This window comes from Pollutimonas subterranea, assembly GCF_002849655.1.
Classification (GTDB): domain Bacteria; phylum Pseudomonadota; class Gammaproteobacteria; order Burkholderiales; family Burkholderiaceae_B; genus Pollutimonas; species Pollutimonas subterranea.
On sequence record NZ_PDNW01000014.1, the window covers coordinates 15,839 to 35,146 of the forward strand.

General features: G+C 59.2%; 16 protein-coding genes. 13 read left to right on the top strand and 3 right to left on the bottom strand.

The genetic code is table 11. From position 1 onward, the window contains the following. The 3 genes from CR159_RS15325 to CR159_RS15335 are packed head-to-tail and all read left to right on the top strand — an operon-like array spanning nt 1 to nt 2,526. Complete coding sequence (locus CR159_RS15325; protein ID WP_102074844.1) at nt 1–1,017, top strand: COX15/CtaA family protein; 1,017 nt, start codon at nt 1–3, stop codon at nt 1,015–1,017. Next, nucleotides 1,014–1,904 (top strand): heme o synthase, encoded by an 891-nt coding sequence (cyoE, locus tag CR159_RS15330; protein WP_102074845.1) that lies wholly within the window; start codon nt 1,014–1,016, stop codon nt 1,902–1,904. Before CR159_RS15325 ends, cyoE begins: the two co-directional genes overlap by 4 nt. A 19-nt stretch (nt 1,905–1,923) precedes the next feature. Beyond that, complete coding sequence (locus tag CR159_RS15335; RefSeq protein ID WP_102074846.1) at nt 1,924–2,526, top strand: SCO family protein; 603 nt, start codon at nt 1,924–1,926, stop codon at nt 2,524–2,526. On the opposite strand, the gene CR159_RS15340 is transcribed toward CR159_RS15335, so the two are convergent. The 3 genes from CR159_RS15340 to CR159_RS15350 all read right to left on the bottom strand — a co-directional run bounded on the left by CR159_RS15340 (nt 2,521) and on the right by CR159_RS15350 (nt 6,763). After that, nucleotides 2,521–5,061: a cation:proton antiporter gene (locus CR159_RS15340; protein WP_102074847.1), complete on the bottom strand. Its 2,541-nt coding sequence runs from the start codon at nt 5,059–5,061 to the stop codon at nt 2,521–2,523. The genes CR159_RS15335 and CR159_RS15340 overlap by 6 nt on opposite strands. A gap of 293 nt (nt 5,062–5,354) precedes the next feature. Then, on the bottom strand, nt 5,355–6,239 hold the full coding sequence (rpoH, locus tag CR159_RS15345; protein WP_102074848.1) for an RNA polymerase sigma factor RpoH: 885 nt from the start codon (nt 6,237–6,239) through the stop codon (nt 5,355–5,357). A 98-nt stretch (nt 6,240–6,337) separates the two neighbouring features. Further along, nucleotides 6,338–6,763, bottom strand: a complete 426-nt coding sequence (locus CR159_RS15350) for a MarR family winged helix-turn-helix transcriptional regulator (RefSeq protein ID WP_233208346.1) — start codon at nt 6,761–6,763, stop codon at nt 6,338–6,340. A 307-nt stretch (nt 6,764–7,070) separates the two neighbouring features. Here CR159_RS15350 and CR159_RS15355 point away from each other — a divergent pair, with 307 nt between their 5' ends. Genes CR159_RS15355 through CR159_RS15400 form a run of 10 tightly spaced genes read left to right on the top strand, consistent with a single transcriptional unit; the run spans nt 7,071 to nt 19,269 of the window. After that, entirely contained in the window at nt 7,071–9,290 is a 2,220-nt protein-coding gene (locus tag CR159_RS15355; RefSeq protein ID WP_102074850.1) for a ferredoxin family protein, read from the top strand. Nucleotides 9,291–9,300: 10 nt separating this feature from the next. Continuing rightward, nucleotides 9,301–10,875, top strand: a complete 1,575-nt coding sequence (locus tag CR159_RS15360) for an indolepyruvate oxidoreductase subunit beta family protein (RefSeq protein ID WP_102074851.1) — start codon at nt 9,301–9,303, stop codon at nt 10,873–10,875. Beyond that, entirely contained in the window at nt 10,863–11,840 is a 978-nt protein-coding gene (locus tag CR159_RS15365) for a PDR/VanB family oxidoreductase (RefSeq protein WP_102074852.1), read from the top strand. Before CR159_RS15360 ends, CR159_RS15365 begins: the two co-directional genes overlap by 13 nt. A 16-nt stretch (nt 11,841–11,856) precedes the next feature. Beyond that, on the top strand, nt 11,857–13,179 hold the full coding sequence (locus tag CR159_RS15370; protein ID WP_102074853.1) for an aromatic ring-hydroxylating dioxygenase subunit alpha: 1,323 nt from the start codon (nt 11,857–11,859) through the stop codon (nt 13,177–13,179). Continuing rightward, a complete protein-coding gene (locus CR159_RS15375) occupies nt 13,176–13,670 on the top strand; it encodes an aromatic-ring-hydroxylating dioxygenase subunit beta (RefSeq protein WP_102074854.1) in 495 nt (164 codons plus the stop codon). The genes CR159_RS15370 and CR159_RS15375 overlap by 4 nt, the downstream gene beginning before the upstream one ends. A gap of 11 nt (nt 13,671–13,681) precedes the next feature. After that, complete coding sequence (locus tag CR159_RS15380) at nt 13,682–15,313, top strand: AMP-binding protein (RefSeq protein WP_102074919.1); 1,632 nt, start codon at nt 13,682–13,684, stop codon at nt 15,311–15,313. Then, nucleotides 15,310–16,485, top strand: coding sequence for a thiolase family protein (locus CR159_RS15385; RefSeq protein ID WP_102074855.1), 1,176 nt, complete (start codon nt 15,310–15,312; stop codon nt 16,483–16,485). The genes CR159_RS15380 and CR159_RS15385 overlap by 4 nt, the downstream gene beginning before the upstream one ends. Then, on the top strand, nt 16,482–17,723 hold the full coding sequence (locus CR159_RS15390; RefSeq protein ID WP_102074856.1) for an SDR family NAD(P)-dependent oxidoreductase: 1,242 nt from the start codon (nt 16,482–16,484) through the stop codon (nt 17,721–17,723). Before CR159_RS15385 ends, CR159_RS15390 begins: the two co-directional genes overlap by 4 nt. 11 nt (nt 17,724–17,734) lie before the next feature. Continuing rightward, nucleotides 17,735–18,526, top strand: a complete 792-nt coding sequence (locus CR159_RS15395) for a cyclase family protein (RefSeq protein ID WP_102074857.1) — start codon at nt 17,735–17,737, stop codon at nt 18,524–18,526. Nucleotides 18,527–18,540: 14 nt separating this feature from the next. Then, nucleotides 18,541–19,269: an SDR family NAD(P)-dependent oxidoreductase gene (locus tag CR159_RS15400; protein ID WP_102074858.1), complete on the top strand. Its 729-nt coding sequence runs from the start codon at nt 18,541–18,543 to the stop codon at nt 19,267–19,269. Nucleotides 19,270–19,308: the final 39 nt, after the last annotated feature.

Genomic DNA, 19,308 nt, shown 5'->3' on the forward strand with positions numbered 1-19,308 from the left:
ATGCAGGAACGAATTATCAAGCGCTACCGGAAACTAGTATTTTTGACCTGGTTCCTGACGCTGGACCTGATCATGTTTGGCGCCTTCGTTCGCCTGACTGATTCGGGGCTGGGCTGTCCCGACTGGCCGGGCTGTTATGGAAAGATCACGCCTATCGGTGCCAGCGGCCATATCGAACAGGCGCTGCAAGCGATGCCGCATGGCGCGGTCAGTTTTTCCAAGGCCTGGATCGAAATGATCCACCGTTATGTCGGTTCCATACTCGGCATGATGATTATCGGTATCGTCTACATGGCCTGGCGTTATCGCGCCCAGTTGGGCCATACGCCACGCCTGGCCATTGTGACCTTGATTGCAGTCTGCATACAGGGTGCATTCGGTGCCTGGACCGTCACGCATCAGCTCATGCCTGTCGTCGTGACCAGCCACTTGCTGGGAGGCATGATACTGCTGGCGCTCATGACTTGGCTGGCGGCCCGAGAAAAGCTCCACCAGCCGCTCACCGTGCAGGCACTGCGCTGGCGTCCCTGGATGGTGCTCGGGGTCATGCTGCTATTTATACAGATAGCCCTGGGAGGCTGGGTCAGCACCAACTACGCGGCGCTGGCCTGCATGGACTTCCCGAAATGCCATGGGGTATGGGTTCCGCCCATGGACTTTGAAGGCGGCTACTCGCTGATCCGCGGCCTGGGTCTGCTGCCCTCGGGCGAGTTCATATCCCAGTCCGCCCTCACCGCCATACACTGGGTGCACAGGAACTTCGCATTCGTCGTGTTTGCCTACCTGGGCATACTCGCAGTAAGAATGCTGGCGGATCCCGGTTTGCGTGGCCCTGCAAAGCTGGTCCTGGCCTTGTTGCTGGCCCAATTGCTGACAGGGCTGACCACCATTTTCTTTCAGTGGCCGCTCCTGATCGCCGTATTGCATAACGGCGGCGCGGCAGGGCTGGTCCTGGCCTGCGTCACTCTTCTGGTTCGCCTTTCGCGCGACGACTATAGGGCTAAAATACCAGCATGACTTCCGTTCACGCCCCAACGCCCGCCATTTTCCGGCAATACCTTGTTCTGACCAAGCCTCGCGTCACGCAGCTGGCCGTATTCTGTGCAGTGATAGGCATGTTCCTGGCCAGCCCCGGCCTGCCCGATATGGGCAAGGTCGTGGCCGGTACCGTGGGCATCTGGTTGCTGGCCGCCGCTGCGTTTGCCGTCAACTGCCTGATCGAGCAGGAAATCGATGCCCGCATGCTGCGCACCGCGCGACGCGGAACCGCGCGCGGCACGATCAGCAACATGCAGGTGATCATGCTGTCGGGCCTATTGGGCGGGCTGGGCATGCTGGTGCTGTATACCTTGGTCAATCCATTGACCATGTGGCTGACCTTCGCCACATTTGTTGGCTACGCCATCATCTACACCATTATCCTCAAGCCGCTCACGCCCCAGAATATCGTCATTGGCGGCTTGTCCGGCGCCATGCCGCCCGCCCTGGGCTGGGCGGCGGTTGCCAACGCGGTACCGGCCGAGGCATGGGTGCTCGTCCTGATCATTTTCATCTGGACCCCGCCGCATTTCTGGGCACTGGCCTTGTACCGCAACAACGATTACGCCAAATCCGGCTTGCCCATGCTGCCCGTCACCCATGGCAAGCAGTTCACGCGATTGCACATTCTGCTGTACAGCTTTGTGCTGTTTGCCGCCACGCTCCTGCCTTATATCGTGCGCATGAGCGGCCTGGTCTACCTGACGGCTGCCATCATTCTCAGCGGCATCTTTATCTCGTACGCGTGGCGCCTGCATAAAGAATATTCCGATGAGCTGTCGCGCAAGCTCTTCCGCTTCTCCATCCTGTACTTGGCGCTGCTGTTTGGCGCGCTGCTGGTCGACCACTGGGTCGCGCTCATCTGATCCACACCACGAGGTATTCATGTCCAGTTTTTCAAGCAAACGTCGCATTCTCTTGACCACCACCGCGGCACTGGCGCTGTCTGCCGCCCTGGCCGGTTGTGGCAAGAAAGAGCTGGTCTTCCAGGGTTCGGACATTAGCGGTACCGCATTGGGCCGCGACCTGGACATGATCGACGACAGTGGCAAGCCGCGCACGCTCGATGATTACAAAGGCAAGGTTGCCGTGGTGTTCTTCGGCTTCACCCAATGTCCCGACGTATGCCCCACCGCCATGGCGGAACTCTCGGAAACCATGGATCTGCTGGGCGCCGACGCCGCCAAGGTGCAAGTCCTTATGATCAGCGTCGATCCGGCCCGCGATACGCCCGAAGTGCTGTCCGCCTATGTCAAGGCGTTCAATCCTTCTTTCGTGGGGCTGACGGGCACACAGGAACAGCTCGGCAAAACCGCCAAATCGTTCAAGGCCTATTACGCCAAGTCGTCGGGCGGCACCGCCGAACAGTACGGCATGGATCACGCCTCGTCGTTCTACATTCTCGACCAAAATGGCGAAGCCCGTGTACTGGTCAGCGGCAACGCTTCGGCAAAAGACATCGCCAGCGACATCCGGCAATTGCTATAAGGCCTTGGGGCTCAGATCCGGCAGCGGTTCATGCTGGCGCTCGCCGGACTGGAACTGCTGCCACACTTCCAATGCCCGCAAACGCTGCTTGACCACTGCATCGATCTTTTCGCGCAAGGCGGGATCCCGCGCCAGCAAGGTGGCAAAATCCCCCTCGGTCAACATGAGCAGACGGCTATAGCCCAGCGATGTCACCTTCGCCGCGAATTCAGTGGCTGCGGCGAGCGCCATTTCCCCAAAGATTTCTCCGCTGCCCAACTCAACCGTCGTCTGGTCCGGCAAGTGAATAGTCACTGCGCCAGAGGCCACGAAATACATGACCCGCGTGCGGCCCATCTGCATCGCAATTTCTTGATCGGGTACGGCAAGCCGCGGTTTCAGCAACTTGCTGATGGATTTCAATGTTTCGACGGACAGCCCTTCGAACATTGGCACCCGCTTGATCAAATCGGCCGCACTCATGGCGATGTCCAGCGCGGGACGCTTGTCGATGTGGCTCCAGCGTTGATCAATCTGCTTGACCAGATCCGCGTACATCTCGCCGGTGATAAGAAAGTGCGACAGCATGTCGCGATAGCGGGCGCGCTCAAGCGCCCGTGCCATGCGTCCCAGGTAGGACTCCTGCAGCCAATGCGCAAAGATTGGATACTGCAGGTTCAAGGCTTGCAATGCGGTTTCCAGCAATAGCAGACGGCGGTGGTGGGCCTTGATGATGGCTTCAGTGGCCTCCACGCCCAGCAATGGCTGTATTTCCTTTTCGGCGAACTGGATAAGGCGCTGCGCCACCGACCGTTTGTTGATCAAATTGGCAAAACGCTTGGCCAATTCATGCGCGAGCCATCCCTGGAAGCCGAAAAGGTAATGCACCCGTAAAGACAGCCGGAACGCCGTCGAATAACGCAGGTCAGCCGCGATGGCGGCATCGAAGCCGCGCAAGCCGCCCGTTCGCACCGCCTCGCTCATGCGCTCGGCGCGGGCCAGTAGCGATTCCGCCGTCCGCCAATCCACGACCTGTGATTTCAGCGTGTCAAAGAACATTTCCTCCTCGCGCGATGCCAGCATGGCCAGTCCCATTGACACTTTCTGCTCGTGCGACAATTGCCCGACTTCACTGCCGTCCACGCTTGCCTGTGCCGCGTCGAAAATGGCGTGTACGCGCCCTTGGACATCGCTTCCTATATGCTCGTGGACGGCGATTTCATCGGTCTTGGTACGCAGGTCTTCCAGGGCAATGACCAGTGCCTGGTTGCGCAATGTACGATCGAAGGGGGAAAGCTCGTTCAGGCGCAGCTTGCGTATCAGGGGACGCAGGCTTATCCCGTTGACGAACAAGGTCATCAGCACGAATCCAGTGGTTGCCACGGCTATGAATTGGCGCGCCTCGTATGGGATGTTTTCCTGCTCGGTCACGGCAAGGGCCAGCGCCAGCGAGACGGCCCCACGCAATCCGCCCCACCACATGACGACCCGATATGCCGCACTAACCTTGGTGCCGAGGCGCGTGAGCCCCAGCACAGGCAGAACACCGAAGACCATCACCGCCCGCGCCACCAGTGTGACGGCAAAGACGAGTAGTATCAGCAATACCTGGGTCCAGGTGATCGCGGCCACCATGCGCGGGATCAGCATGGCGGCAAAGACGAATATCAAGGAGTTGGCCCAGAAGCCAAACTGTGCCCACGACGCCGACAACTGCTCGAACGTCGTGGGAGACATCCGTGTACGTCCGGTGGAGCCCACCACCAGCCCGGCGATCACTGTGGCCACTACGCCCGACACGCCCAAGTAGTGCTCGGAAATATAGAACGTGAGGTACGCCAGGGCGATGGTAAGCGTCACTTCAGCGGTTGGCCAGCCGCGCAACCAGATAAATAAGCCGCTGGCTAAGCGCCCCATCAGCAAGCCCACCACTCCGCCCCCCACAAAGCTGAAGACAAAACGGTAGAACACGTGACCTATTGAGAGCTCACCGCCGCCCGAAAGCATGGTCACCAATACGGAATACAAGGCTATGGAAGCGGCGTCGTTGAACAAGGACTCACCCTCCACCAGCGTCGTCAGGCGCTTGGGTGCACCCACTTCGCGAAAGACACCAACCACGGCAATAGGATCCGTCGTCGCGACAATGGCGCCCAGCATCAGGCATACCGCCAGGCCGTAGCCTGAAACGGTATCCAAAGAGAACCCGACCGCCACCGTGCAGACAATGACCGCAACGATGGCCATCATTAGGATGGGGCCTATGTCATCCATTAGCCGGCGTACGTTCAGGGCCAGGGCGGTCTCGAACAGCAGGATGGGCAGGAAGACAAAGAGAAAGGTCTCTGACGATACCTCGAACTGTTGCAGGGAATCGAGAAAGTCGGACATGACCAGCGGTGCCCAGCTATGCACATGAATGATCAATCCCAGCACGAACCCGACAATGGCCAGCAAGACCGAATAGGGCAGGCGCAGCCGTCCGGCGACCGGCGGCATAAAGGAAACCAGGGCCAATAGCCCAGCCAGGCCAAACACCAGATGTCCTATTTGCATATCCCATCCTTGCAACGCATTACGCCTTGCTAGGATATCGCTTTTTTTCTGCGCCGAAGGCGCCGACCACACTATTTTCTATGGGGCGCGCCATAAAAAATGGGACACCCGAAAGTGTCCCATAAACATCCGCTTCAAAAGGGAGGGGAAGAGGAGAAGCCGAAGCGGACGATAGACGAATGGCTCGCGCATCGCACAGCAAACACATTGCCTATATTTATTAGTCAATGCGGTTGCGAATTAGTTCGGCTCTCTCATAATTCAAATGTAAAAAAACTTGACGTTACAACAGCTTACGCGGCCAGGGCGATGCGCAGCTTCTTGAAGGCAGCCACTTCGATCTGACGAATACGTTCGGCTGAAACACCGAATTCAGCGGCGAGGTCGTGCAAGGTGGCGCCACCATCGTCTTGTAGCCAGCGCGCCTGCACGATACGCCGCGAACGCGGATCAAGGGCTTCGACGGCATCGGTAAGGCCGGCGCCCTGCAGGGAATCGAGCGCGCGGCGCTCGAGTATGCTGGATGGCTCTTGGTGCCCTTCATCGGACAAATATGAAATTGGCGCGTACGTGTCATCGTCGTCGCCCGGCGCTTCCAGGGCCATTTCGCGCCCGGACATGCGCACTTCCATCTCGCTGACGTCTTCCGGCCGAACATTGAGTTCGCGCGCAATAGTATCGACCTGGTCGGGATCCAGCGTTTGGCCGTCGGGACGCATGCGTCGCAGGTTGAAGAACAGCTTGCGTTGCGCCTTGGTGGTAGCCACCTTGACCATGCGCCAATTGCGTACGATGTACTCGTGAATTTCGGCTTTGATCCAGTGCACGGCGAACGATACCAGCCGCACGCCGCGATCGGGGTCGAAGCGCTTGACGGCCTTCATGAGCCCGACGTTGCCTTCCTGGATGAGATCGGCGTGCGCCAGGCCGTATCCCAGGTACTGCCGGGCAATGGAAACCACCAGGCGTAAATGGGAAGTGATGAGCTGGCGAGCCGCATCGAGGTCGGATTCGTCGCGTAAACGCTTACCCAATGCCAATTCCTGCTCGTGCGTGAGCATGGGTAGACGATTGACAGCGCTTATATAGGCCTCGATCGTGCCTAGCGCACCAGGATTGGAAATAGCCATGGCCAACTGTTGATTGGTCATAGCCAAGGATTGGGTACTATGGTTCATAGGCCGAACGGTCCTTCGTAGATTGGTGATTATCTAATATTAGCACTCTGGCTTGCAGACTGCTAATACCAGGTTAGAGGCCCGCGCCTTCCAAAAGTTCACCGCGAGATGATGGCGCGCAGCATGTCTACCAGCCGATCCGCATGATCGGGATCGAGCTTTTCCAGCACCCGGCGCTGATGTTCCATAGCCTGCTCGCACAAGCCATGGATAAGCTTGGAGCCCTTGGGGGTGATGCTTACCAGGGTCTGGCGCCGGTCTAGCCGTGACGCCTGCATACTGACGTAACCCTGCTCTTGCAGACGCGGCAATACCTTGCTGAGCGTGGGTTGCTTGGTGACTGCCAATTCCGCCAATCGACCCACCGTTTCGCCATCGCCTTCAAATAGGCTGCCCAGCACCCGCCATTCCGTCACGGTAAGGCCGGCTTTTTTGACCTCAATGTGAAATTCGGCAGAGATACGGTGGCTGGCCTGCGCCAGGACCGAAGCCAAGTATCGATGCACAAAACGCGTCGAGTCCATGGTTTGTACTGGTGGGGATTCTTTATCTTGCACAACGTTCAGGCTTTTCTTCCGCATATGGGTCGTAATGGTAGCCCGTAATGCTGGTTTAAGAACCATTCAGCTTGAAAAATAATGGTAAGCACTTATACCCAAATAGCTGTTATCTATACTAAATTTAATCGGTATATGAATATTCATATTTTTATTGACGCCGATAAAATTGAAGCCTAAAGTATTATGAAACGTCGTTCGCCATTTCTCCATCGACGAGATCGGCGGCAGATCCGCCTCGCGGCGGCTGCACGACATAGTGCCAGGAGACACCATGGCTGAACGCTCATTCAAGAAAGAAGTACAGCAACTTCGCATCGGGGCAGGGGAAGAATTCCGTGGCGAAGGAATCCTGGCCGTCACCAAAGGCTTGCTGCAATCCGGTGTCGGCTATGTCGCGGGTTATCAAGGATCCCCTATTTCCCACCTGATGGATGTGCTGGCGGACGCCCAGGAAATCCTCGATGAGCTGGGCGTGCATTTCGAAGCCAGCGCCTCGGAAGCGACCGCGGCAGCCACACTGGCGGCTTCGGTCATGTATCCCATACGCGGCGCCGTCACCTGGAAGTCCACAGTAGGCACCAACGTGGCGTCAGACGCCCTGGCCAACCTGGCGTCCGGAGGCGTCACCGGCGGCGCGCTGATTATTGTGGGCGAAGACTACGGCGAAGGCTCATCCATCATGCAGGAGCGCACCCACGCCTTTGCCATGAAGTCGCAGATCTGGCTGCTGGATCCACGCCCCAATCTGGAAAGTATGGTCAAGGCGGTCGAGGATGGCTTTCAGCTGTCCGAGGCCAGCAACACGCCTGTCATCCTGCAATTGCGCATACGCGGGTGCCACGTGCATGGGCGTTTTATCGCCAAAGACAACCAACGCCCCCCATTCTCGCTGCGTGAAGCGCTGGAGAACCCGGTACGCGACGTCAGCCGCATCGTATTGCCGCCCGCCTCCTTCCTGCATGAGCACGAAAAAATCAAATCGCGTTGGCCGGCCGCCGTCAAATTTATTAAAGAAAAGCAACTGAACGAATTGTTCGACGGCGACGACAAGGATATCGGGCTCATCCTGCAGGGAGGCTTGTACAACGGTGTCATCCGCGCTTTGCAGCTACTGGGCCTGGCCGACAACTTCGGCAACAGCCGCATCCCGCTCTATGTGATGAACGTGACCTACCCGATCATCGACGACGAGGTCCAGGCCTTCTGCCAAGGTAAAAAGGCGGTCCTGCTTATTGAAGAGGGCCAGCCCAACTATATTGAGCAAAACCTGCACACCATCTTGCGGCGGGCAGGTATCGCCACGATATTGTCAGGAAAGGACTACCTGCCCATGGCAGGGGAATACACGACGGTGGCCATCCGCGACGGCCTCCAGGGCTTTCTGACGGCATGCAAACCCGAACTTCTCCCAAGCATTACGCCTGCAAACGAGCCCGCCGCAGCGTCCATGTCCGTATCGCAGGCGGTACGCCCGCCCATCACTGAAAAAGTCATTACTTTCCAACGCAAGCCTGGCTCTTCGCCGGTGAACGACCTTGCACAAGCCGTGCCGGCGCGACCGGCCGGATTTTGCACCGGCTGCCCTGAGCGGCCGGTTTTCTCCGCCCTGACCCTGGCGCAGCAAAAGCTGGGCGACCATCACATTGCCTGCGACATCGGATGTCATCTTTTTTCCATTCTGCCGCCCTTCAACTTGGGCGCCACCACCATGGGCTATGGACTGGGCGCGTCCAGCATCGCGGCATTCAATGTCCCGTCATCCAAGCGGCCCATATCTATCATGGGCGATGGCGGGTTCTGGCATAACGGCCTGGCTTCAGGTGTGGGCAACGCTGTCTTCAACAAATACGACGGCGTCATTATTATTATTGATAACTATTACTCCGCAGCCACCGGCGGCCAAGACATTTTATCGTCCCGCGCGGGCAATACGCATCGCTCCACCAACAACCCTATCGAAAATGCCGTACGCGGCGTAGGGGTCAAATGGCTGCGCACGCTGGACCGGACCTATGACGTTGCCAAGGTCCAGGCCACCATCGAAGAAGCGCTCACCACATCGGAAAAAGGCCCGAAAGTCATCATTGCACAGTCAGAGTGCATGTTGAACAAGCAGCGCCGCGAAAAACCCCTGTTCAACCAGGCCGTGAAGAGCGGACAGCGTGCCATCAAGGAACGCTTCGGGGTGGATCCCGATGTCTGTACCGGCGACCACGCCTGTATCCGACTATCGGGCTGCCCATCGTTGACGGTCAAGGATAGCGGCGATCCGCTCAAGGAAGACCCTGTCGCCCATATCGACAATAGCTGCGTCGGTTGCGGTAATTGCGGCGAAGTCGCCCACGCCGCGGTGCTTTGTCCCTCATTTTACCGAGCTGACATCGTCCACAACCCCAGCCGATGGGACAAGTTCATGGCGCGCATGCGCGGACGATTTATCCACTATCTGCAGTCCCGCCGTAACGCCCGGCTGAATGAATATTCCTTATAAACCTGAATCCATGAGCGATCGAACCCTGTTCCGTTCCGGCACGCCGATCAAGATCGCCATTCTTGCCATGGGCGGGCAAGGTGGTGGTGTATTGGCCGACTGGATCGTCGATATGGCAGAACACGCCAAGTGGTGGGCGCAGACGACTTCAGTCCCCGGTGTGGCGCAACGTACCGGCGCCACGATTTATTACCTCGAGATGCTGCCCGAATCGACCGTCAAGGCGGCCGGACGAGATCCCGCGCTGGCCATGATGCCCACACCCGGCGACGTCGACCTGGTCATCGCCGCCGAACTCATGGAAGGAGGCAGGGCAATACAACGCGGCCTGGTCACTCCTGACCGAACAACACTGATTGCCTCGTCGCACCGCAGCTATGCCGTCGCGGAAAAGGCGGCTCACGGCAATGGCATCGCCGACCCCAACACGGTCATCGACGCCGGTAACGAGGCCGCAAAAAAATTCTACTGCTTTGATCTCCAGGCATTGGCTGACCAGGCGGGCAGCATTATCAGTGCCAGCCTGTTCGGTGCCGTCGCCGGCAGCGGCACCCTGCCCTTCAGCCGCGCTGACTTTGAACAAACCATCCGGCGTGCCGGCGTGGGCGTTGATGCCAGCCTGACAGCTTTCGCCCTGGGATTCGACGCGGCGGCACACGCGCTCGCGGTTCCGGCGCCTATCGACACCAGCCGCCCCATGCCCGAGGTTCCCGAGCACGCCGAAAGCCCGCACATGCAGTTTCTGCTCGACGACCTGAAACAGAATTTCCCGGTACAGGCTCACGCCATGATGATCGCCGGCCTGCGCCGCACGCTGGACTTTCAGGATTTGCGCTATGCACGCGAATACATGGAGCACATGCGTCGCATCTGCGCACTGGACACGCAGTTTGGCGGGCTGGGCAAATCCTGGGCACTTACCTGTGCGGCCGCACGCTACGTGGCGGTATCGATGTCCTACGACGACGTCATCCGCGTAGCGGACCTTAAAACCCGCAGCGCCCGCTTCGAGCGCGTCCGCGGTGAGGTCGGCGCGCAAACAGGCCAGCTGGTCTACACCACCGAGTACATGCATCCACGCCTCGACGAGGTCTGCGGGACCTTGCCGACAGCGCTGGGCCGGGCGATTGAAAACTCACCCGCCGCCAGCCGCTTTATTGGCCGCTTCCTGCGCAAGGGACGTTTCCTGCGCAGCGGCACGCTGGGCGGCTTCCTGCTGCTGTATTCATTAGCTGGAATGCGGCGCTTCCGGCGCGCCACCTTGCGTCATCAGGTGGAGACCAACAGCCTGCAGCAATGGCTGGCACTGGTTTCCACAACCGTCGAGCATGACTACGAACTGGCGGTCGAAGTCGTCAACTGCCGGCGTCTGGTCAAAGGCTATAGCGATACGCATGAACGGGGCAATAGCAAGTACCAACGGCTTAGCCAGGCAGTCGGGCGCTTGTCAGGGCAGCCCGATGCGGCCGGCACGCTGCGGGCCTTGCTGGCGGCCGCGCTTGCCGACGACAAAGGAATAAAACTCGATGAATTGCTGGGTAAAGCCTTGAGCCCGCACAACAGAGACATACCATGGCCCACCTGATTCTGACCGTCACCGACATACAAGTCGAGACGCCAATTATTCGCTCATTGGTCTTGGAAGCCGCCAACGGGCAAGCCTTGCCCGCGTTTACCGCGGGCGCGCATGTGAAAGTCACGATTCCGGGACAGGCGGTACCTCGTTGTTATTCTCTCGTATGCCTGGACGCCGATCAAACCTCGTTCGACGCACCTGAACGTTACCGTATAGGCGTGCGGCTTGAAGAGCCTGGTACGGGCGGGTCACGGCATATGCATGGCCTTAAGATTGGCGACACGCTACAGGTGGAGGGCCCGAAGAACGACTTTCCGCTGCACGACATGGCCACCGGCGAGTCTCGCACCGTGCTGATTGCAGGCGGCATCGGCATCACGCCCATCATCTCGATGACGACGGCGCTGCACCATGCACAACGCCCATACGAATTGCATTACTACGGCCGTAGTCGCGACCAGATGGGTTTCCTGGAAGCACTTACCGCCCGGCATGGCGACGCCTTGCAGATCCATGCGGACGACGACGCAACGACCCAGCTGGCGTTGCGGGACCTGCTGCAGAAGATGGAACCCAGCCAGCATCTCTATGTTTGCGGACCCAAAGGCCTGATCGACGCCGTTATCGAGCAGTCGCGCAACCTGCAATGGCCGCCGTCACAGGTGCATTTCGAGGTCTTTACCAGTGCGGCAGCCATGACCGGCGACAAAGCATTTGACGTGGAGCTGCGCCAGTCAGGGCGCACGCTGCACATACCTGCGGATAAAACGATACTCGACGTACTCGAAGAGGCCGGCTGTGATCCGATGTACGACTGCCGGCGCGGGGAATGCGGAGTGTGCCAGGCGACCGTCCTGGAAGGAATTCCCGATCATCGCGATCACTACCTCTCCGACTCAGAGCGCAAGGCGGGCGAGGTCATGCAAATTTGTGTTTCACGCAGCCATTCTGATCGCCTGGTATTAGACCTTTGATTCATAGGTGCCCGACATGAACTACCGCAATAATCCCGCTGCTGTCGCCGCCCTCGTGCGGCCCACCGAGGTTCACAAGGATATCTTCATCAGCGAAGAGATCTTTGAGCTTGAAATGGAGCATTTGTTCGCCAATACCTGGGTGTACGTCGGACACGCCAGCCAGATACCCAATGTGGGTGATTTCTATACCACCATGGTGGGCAACCAGCCCGTCGTCATGGTGCGGCATACCGATAAAACCATCAAGGTCTTGCATAATCGCTGCCCGCACAAGGGGGTAATGGTTGCCGGCGACACCTGTGGCAACACCGGCAAGTTCTTTCGCTGTCCTTATCATGCGTGGACGTTCAAGACCGACGGCAAGCTGCTTTCGATCCCATTAAAAAAGGGCTACGACCCCGAGGTATTCAATGACTGTGAAGCCAGCCAGGGCATGGCCGCCGTTGAGCACGTTCATGACTACCGTGAATTCGTTTTTTGCCGGCTCAGTCCCCAAGGCCAGTCGTTTGATGAATTCTTCGGCGAGTCGCTATCCACGCTGGACAACATGATCGAACGATCGCCGGAAGGCCGGCTGGAGGTCGCTGGGGGCGTGCTTCGGTACATGCACGATTGCAACTGGAAAATGCTGGTCGACAACCAGACCGACACGTGCCACCCCATGGTGGCGCATGAATCGTCGGCCGGGACGGCTGTCCGGGTATGGGAAGAAGCGCCCGAAGGCACGCCCAAACCCATGGCCGTCGAGCAATTCGCCCCCTTCATCTCACCCTATGAATTCTTCGAAGGCATGGGAATTCGAGTCTGGGAAAACGGTCACGGCCACACTGGCGTCCATAACTCGATTCACGCCGCATACTCGGAAGTGCCGGGCTACCAAGAGGCCATGAACCAGGCCTATGGCAACGAGCGCGCGGCACAGATCCTGGCCAACACCCGGCACAACACCACCTATTTCCCCAACATCATGGTCAAGGGGCCTATCCAGACCTTGCGTATCTTCAAGCCCTTGGGCGCCGACAAGACACTTGTCGAATCATGGACCTTCCGGCTGGTCGGGGCACCCGACAAGCTGCTGGAACGCACCTTGATGTACAACCGTCTCATCAACGCACCCACGTCCGTAGTGGGGCATGACGATCACGAGGTCTACGAACGTTCGCAGCACGGCTTGCACAGCAGAGGCCGCGACTGGGTCAACGTTGCCCGCCTGTACGAGCCGTCTGAGGCCGGCCGCAAGAACGAAGCCGTCAACGGCACAAGTGAATGGCAAATGCGCAACCAGTACCAGGCCTGGGCTCGCTACATGACCGCCACCATGAAGGAGTCCGCATGAGCACATTCAACGATCAGCAGCTCTTTGCCTTCGCCTATGGCGAAGCCCGGCTTCTCGACGAGCAGCAATTCGAGGCGTGGCTTGCCCTCTTCACCGAAGACGGGCATTACTGGATGCCGCTGAGCCACGGCCAGACAGATCCGCTGCTGCAGGGCTCGCTCATGTATGAAGACAAGTTGTTGTTGCGCGTCCGTATCGAACGGCTGGCGGGCCAACGCACTTACTCGCAACAGCCAAAGAGCCGTAGCCATCATCTATTGCAACAGCCCACGATCGAGTCCGGCCACCCCTGGCATAAGCCTGAACAAGGACAATATGCGCTGCGTACGGCCTTTCACTACGTAGAAAGCCGGCAGGATCAACAAACCACATACGCCGGCTGGTCCACCTTCGAGCTGATCGACGTCCAGGGCGAGCTGCGCATCAATCAAAAACGCGTGGACCTCGTCAATTGCGACTCGGCATTGCGCAGCATTCAACTGTTCATGTGATGAGGCCGGCATTGTCCACCACGGTTTACCAGGCTTTTGCAGAAGCCGCGCAACAATGGCCGCAACACCCCTTCCTGTGCGTAACGCCCGAAACAGCGCATGCGTACGGCATTGCCGCCGGCGAAATCAGCTATCGGGATGCGCAAGCCAGCATCGATGCGCTCAAGGCAACCTTCGGGGCCGCCGGTTATGGCCATGGCCACCGCGTCGGCGTGTTGCTCGAGAACCGGCCGGCCTTCATCCTGCATTGGTTCGCCCTGAACGCCTTGGGCGTATCCGTCGTGCCGATCAATATCGACATGCGCGCCACCGAGCTGGAATATCTGATCGACCATTCGGATATCGTGCTGGCCATCGCCTTGCCCGAACGCCATGCACTGTTGCAGGCGGCCGCCCAGGCAGCGGGGCGTTCACTATTGCTCATGGAAGCGAACCAGCCACCGCCCGCCGCTCCTGGCGACGCCCCATTTTCCACTTCGCGTATCGACATGTCGACGGAATGCGCGCTGCTTTACACCTCCGGCACCACAGGGCGTCCCAAAGGCTGCATACTGCCCAACGAGTATTTCCTGGCTGCGGGCCGTTGGTATGCCCAAGCGGGCGGACTTGCCGCCTTGAGCCCCGGCCGCGACCGCATGCTGACGCCGTTACCGCTGGTACACATGAATGCCATGGCGTACTCGGTCATGGCAATGGTGATCACGGGCGGATGCTTGATTGCCATCGACCGATTTCATCCGAAAACGTGGTGGGACACGGTACGCGAATCACGAGCCACGGTCATCCATTACCTGGGCGTCATGCCCGCCATATTGATGAAGGCACCAGTAACCGACCAGGATCGCACGCATCAGGTACGAATGGGCTTTGGCGCGGGTATCGACCGCTCATTGCATGCACCGTTTGAGCAACGTTTCGGCTTCCCATTACTGGAAGCCTGGGCGATGACCGAGACCGGCGCGGGCGCCGTGATCATTGCGAACCATGAACCGCGTTTCGTTGGCTCCAGCTGTTTCGGCAAAGAGAGCGACGATATCCAGGTCCGTATCATCAATGACGCCGGCGAGCCCGCCGCAACCGACGAAAATGGCGAGCTGCTGGTCCGCCATGCGGGACCCGACCCCAGGTTCGGTTTCTTTGCCGCCTATCTGAAAGACGACACGGCAACCCGGCAGGCGTGGGAAGGCGGCTGGTTCCACACCGGCGATATCGTCCGGCGCAACCGGCAAGGCTATCTGCATTTTGTCGACCGCAAGAAGAACGTGATCCGACGCAGCGGGGAAAACATCGCGGCCGTCGAAGTGGAAAGCGTGCTGGTCCAGCACGCGGCCGTCAAGGCCGTCGCCGTCGCGGCAGTACCAGATGAGGTACGCGGCGACGAAGTATTGGCCTGCATTGTGAGCCATGCCGCCCTGGACGCCAGCCAGGCCACGGAGCTTGCCCACGACATCGCAAGATGGAGCCTGACCCAGCTGGCGTACTACAAAGTGCCCGGCTATATCGCCTTTGTCCAGGAATTGCCATTGACCATCACCAACAAAGTGCAGCGTGGCGAGCTGAAATCGCTGGCCCCAACCCTGCCGGGCACTCCGATGTGCATTGACACCCGAGCGCTGAAGAAACGACAGGAACCGGTCGCATGAAGCCGGCGCGCGCCGGTTATGAAGGCATAGTGGCCGCCGTACCGGTCACCGTGCCCTATCAGCGATATTCGATCAACAGCGCACATTGGTGGCTGGGCAAGGCGCTGGGCGCGCTGCTGCGTGAGTCCGGCATTGCCAAGCACGATATCGACGGGATGTGTGTATCCAGCTTTACCCTTGCTCCGGACACCGCGGTCGGGCTCACGCAGCACCTGGGCATGAGCCCCCGATGGCTGGACCATATCCCCATGGGGGGAGCAAGCGGCGTCATAGGCCTGCGCCGCGCCGCGCGGGCCGTTCAGGCGGGTGATGCCAACATCGTCGCCTGCCTGGCGGGCGACGCCAACCAGGTCGATTCGTTCCGAACCACCGTCAGCCAATTCTCGCGTTTCGCTCAGGATGCCGTCTACCCTTACGGCGCTGGCGGCCCGAACGCCAGCTTTGCTTTGCTGACCAAGCACTACATGCGCACAAGCGGAGCGACGCGCGAGGATTTCGGCAAGCTTTGCGTCGCACAGCGCGACAATGCCCTGCGCTATCCCCATGCACTGATGAAAAAGCCCTTGACGCTGCAACAATACCTGGACGCTCGTGAAATCACCGAGCCCATACATCTGTTCGATTGCGTGATGCCCTGCGCGGGGGCGGACGCGTTCCTGGTCATGCGTGAAGAACAAGCCCTTGCACTACAACTGCCTTTTGCACGGATCCTATCCACGATCGAGCGGCATAACGCGTGGACTCAAGACGCCATCCAGACACGCGGAGGCTGGACCGTAGATCGAGAAGACTTTTACGAGCATGCAGGGGTAGGTCCCGCCGACGTCGACGTTATGCAGGCCTATGACGACTATCCCGTGATCAACATGATGCAGATCGAAGACCTGGGATTCTGCGCAAAAGGCGGCGCACCCGAATTCGTGCGCAGCAATACCTTCACCATAGACGGCAGCTTCCCCTTCAATACCAATGGCGGGCAGCTTTCTGTAGGCCAGGCGGGCGCGGCCGGCGGCTATCTGGGCATAGTCGAGACCTTGCGCCAGCTTACCGGCCTGGCTGGAGCCACCCAGGTGGCAAATGCCAAAATAGGTCTGGTCAGCGGATTTGGCATGATCAACTATGACCGCGGCATTTGCACCGCCGCCGCCCTGCTGGCCAGGAGTAACCCATGAGCCAGGCCCTTACCCGACCGCCGCGTAAGAATCCGCTGGCGCGCACCCGGCAAGCGACGCGACCGCCCGGCACGCGCAGCCGCCGCGCATTAGGCCTTACCGCGGCGGCGGCCGCCGGACGGTTCGATCTGCAAGTATGCCGGGAGTGCGCGGCGGTACAGTATCCGCCCCGCGAGGTTTGCCATTCCTGCCTGTCGGATCAGCTGCACTGGCAAGCCGTCGACCCGAATGGCGAACTGCTGGTCACGACCACTTTGCACCACAGCAACGACCTGTACTTCCGCGAGCGGCTTCCATGGCGCATAGGCACGGTGAAGATGGCGGCTGGTCCATCCGTCGTTGCGCATGTTCACGGCGATTGCCGCGACGGCGACAAGGTTCGCCTGGCGCTCAAGCTGGACCGTAGCGGACAAGCCGTCATCCTTGCACTTCCACAACAGGCGACCCCCAACATGGCAGACGACAAAATACTGCGCGAAACGTCGTGCGACCCTAAGTTTCGGCGGGTACTGGTCACCGACGGTAAATCCGCCGTAGGGCTTGCCACCATCGAATCCTTACTGGCGGCGGGTGCCACCACCGTGTTTGCCGGCGAGTCGCAGCCATGGAAAGCCTCTGATAAATTCAATGCTCTGTGCACCGATGATCGCGTACAGCGGCAGGACCTCGATATCACCGACTCCGATTCGGTTGAACGCCTTTCGCGCTCCATAGGCGGCAAGGTGGATATCCTGATCAACACAACAGGCTACGAGCGTGAAGGCGGCATACTGCACAACCGCGACATGAGCAAGGCGCATGAAGCCATGGACATCAACTGCATGGGGCTTATGCGGCTGGCGCAGCATTTCGGACCGGCGATGGCCGGCCGTGCCGGTGATGGCGTGAACAATGCGGTCGCCTGGGTCAACATCATGTCCATCTATGCGCACGTCAACCTGCCCTCGCGAGGCATTTGGTCGGCATCCCAGGCGGCGGCGCTTTCGGTTTCGCAGTGCCTGCGCAACGAGTTCCTGCAGTCGGGCATCCGGGTGGTCAATCTATTCTCGGGCCCCATCGATCACGAATGGGAGCAGTTGACTCCCCCGCCACGCGTCAGCCCCAATGCCATAGCCGCCGCCATCGTGCGTGCCCTGCGAGATGGCGTTGAAGACGTCTATGTAGGCGATATCGCACACGAATTCCAGGTGCGTCTGCACGATAACCCCAAAGGCTTGGAACGCGAGCTGGGCACATGAAAGGAGACCTCATGACAAGCACCGTACTCACCCAATTCATGGCCGAGCTTTTGTCCGGCAAAATAAAGATAGTGGACCTGACCGAAACCCTGACGCCGGACTTTCCCACTATCACGTTGCCGCCCGAATTCGGACAAGCCTGGCCATTTCGCATCGAAGAGATCTCCCGCTATGACGAACGCGGACCCGCCTGGTACTGGAATAATTTCTCGATGTCCGAACATACCGGCACCCATTTCGATGCGCCCGTGCACTGGATCAGCGGTAAAGACCAGCCCAATAATTGCGTCGATACCATTCCGCTTGATGCCTTTATCGCCGAGGCCTGCGTGATCGATTGCTCAGTGGAATCAAAAGACAACCCCGACTTCCTGCTGACCATAGACTTCATCAAGCAATGGGAAGCGCAACACGGCCAAATTCCGGCCAGGTCCTGGATTTTCATGCGGACCGACTGGTCCAAACGCGATAAGCGCACTGAATATCTTAATCAGAAAGAAGACGGCGCCCATTCACCGGGTCCCGATGCCGAAGTCGTCCCATGGCTAGTCAAAGAGCGCGATGTGCACGGTTTCGGTACCGAGTCGGTCGGCACCGACGCAGGACAGGCGCAGCATCTTGATCCTCCCTACCCCTGCCACTACTTCATGCATGGCAATAACCGCTATGGCCTGCAATGCATGACGAATCTGGATCAGCTGCCGCCAAAAGGGGCCGTCATTTTTTCCGCACCGCTGAAGATCCGCAGCGGCTCCGGCAGCCCTTTGCGCGTCCTGGCCCTGACACCGACATCACCCCATTAAGCGGAGAAGCAAACGTGACCGATGCTCGTGTAGCGGTGGTAACCGGCGGCAGTGCCGGTATTGGCGCCGAAATTTGCCGTCAGATGCTGGACCGCAACTATGAGGTGATTTCCATGGCGCGCCGGGCGCCCGACTTCACTCACCCGCGGCTGCATTCCGTACAGGTGGACCTGCTGGACGCCCAGGCCACGACGCAGGCCTGCGCGGAAATCGCCCATCAATACCCGGTGAGTCATGTTATTCACAACGCGGGCGTGATCTGGCCCAAGCTGCTGGGCGAGGTCTCGCTTGATGACCTTCAAGGCCTGACGCAAATTCACCTGGGCGCGGCCATTTCGCTGGTCCAGGCTGTTCTGCCTGGCATGGAGGACAGGCGTTTTGGTCGAATCGTGCTGATGTCATCACGAGGAGCACTGGGCCTGCCCACGCGAACCGCGTACTCCGCGACCAAGGCAGGCATGATAGGCATGGCGCGAACCTGGGCGCTGGAACTCGCCCCGAAAGGCATCACGGTCAACGTTGTGGCCCCGGGCCCAATACAAACCGACATGTTCTACGACGTCATACCGGAAAACAGCGAGCGAGAAAGAAATATCGCGCAAGGCATACCCGTGCAACGCCTGGGCCGCGTCGACGACGTGGCGCGGGCCGTCATGTTTTTTTCCGACCCCGAAAACAGCTTTATTACCGGCCAGACGCTCTACGTTTGCGGCGGTGCCAGCGTAAGTTCAGTAACGATCTAAAAAGCAGAAAGCAGCATCCCTTTTTCCACCGGAGATCAA

Excerpts from the sequence above, each read along its gene's own strand:
- CR159_RS15370 (WP_102074853.1), top strand. The coding sequence starts at position 11,857 with ATGAACTACCGCAATAATCCCGCTGCTGTCGCCGCCCTCGTGCGGCCC.
- rpoH (WP_102074848.1), bottom strand. The coding sequence starts at position 6,239 with ATGAACCATAGTACCCAATCCTTGGCTATGACCAATCAACAGTTGGCC.
- CR159_RS15360 (WP_102074851.1), top strand. The coding sequence starts at position 9,301 with ATGAGCGATCGAACCCTGTTCCGTTCCGGCACGCCGATCAAGATCGCC.
- CR159_RS15355 (WP_102074850.1), top strand. The coding sequence starts at position 7,071 with ATGGCTGAACGCTCATTCAAGAAAGAAGTACAGCAACTTCGCATCGGG.
- CR159_RS15395 (WP_102074857.1), top strand. The coding sequence starts at position 17,735 with ATGACAAGCACCGTACTCACCCAATTCATGGCCGAGCTTTTGTCCGGC.
- CR159_RS15335 (WP_102074846.1), top strand. The coding sequence starts at position 1,924 with ATGTCCAGTTTTTCAAGCAAACGTCGCATTCTCTTGACCACCACCGCG.
- CR159_RS15385 (WP_102074855.1), top strand. The coding sequence starts at position 15,310 with ATGAAGCCGGCGCGCGCCGGTTATGAAGGCATAGTGGCCGCCGTACCG.
- CR159_RS15340 (WP_102074847.1), bottom strand. The coding sequence starts at position 5,061 with ATGCAAATAGGACATCTGGTGTTTGGCCTGGCTGGGCTATTGGCCCTG.
- cyoE (WP_102074845.1), top strand. The coding sequence starts at position 1,014 with ATGACTTCCGTTCACGCCCCAACGCCCGCCATTTTCCGGCAATACCTT.
- CR159_RS15325 (WP_102074844.1), top strand. The coding sequence starts at position 1 with ATGCAGGAACGAATTATCAAGCGCTACCGGAAACTAGTATTTTTGACC.
- CR159_RS15375 (WP_102074854.1), top strand. The coding sequence starts at position 13,176 with ATGAGCACATTCAACGATCAGCAGCTCTTTGCCTTCGCCTATGGCGAA.
- CR159_RS15390 (WP_102074856.1), top strand. The coding sequence starts at position 16,482 with ATGAGCCAGGCCCTTACCCGACCGCCGCGTAAGAATCCGCTGGCGCGC.
- CR159_RS15350 (WP_233208346.1), bottom strand. The coding sequence starts at position 6,763 with ATGGACTCGACGCGTTTTGTGCATCGATACTTGGCTTCGGTCCTGGCG.
- CR159_RS15365 (WP_102074852.1), top strand. The coding sequence starts at position 10,863 with ATGGCCCACCTGATTCTGACCGTCACCGACATACAAGTCGAGACGCCA.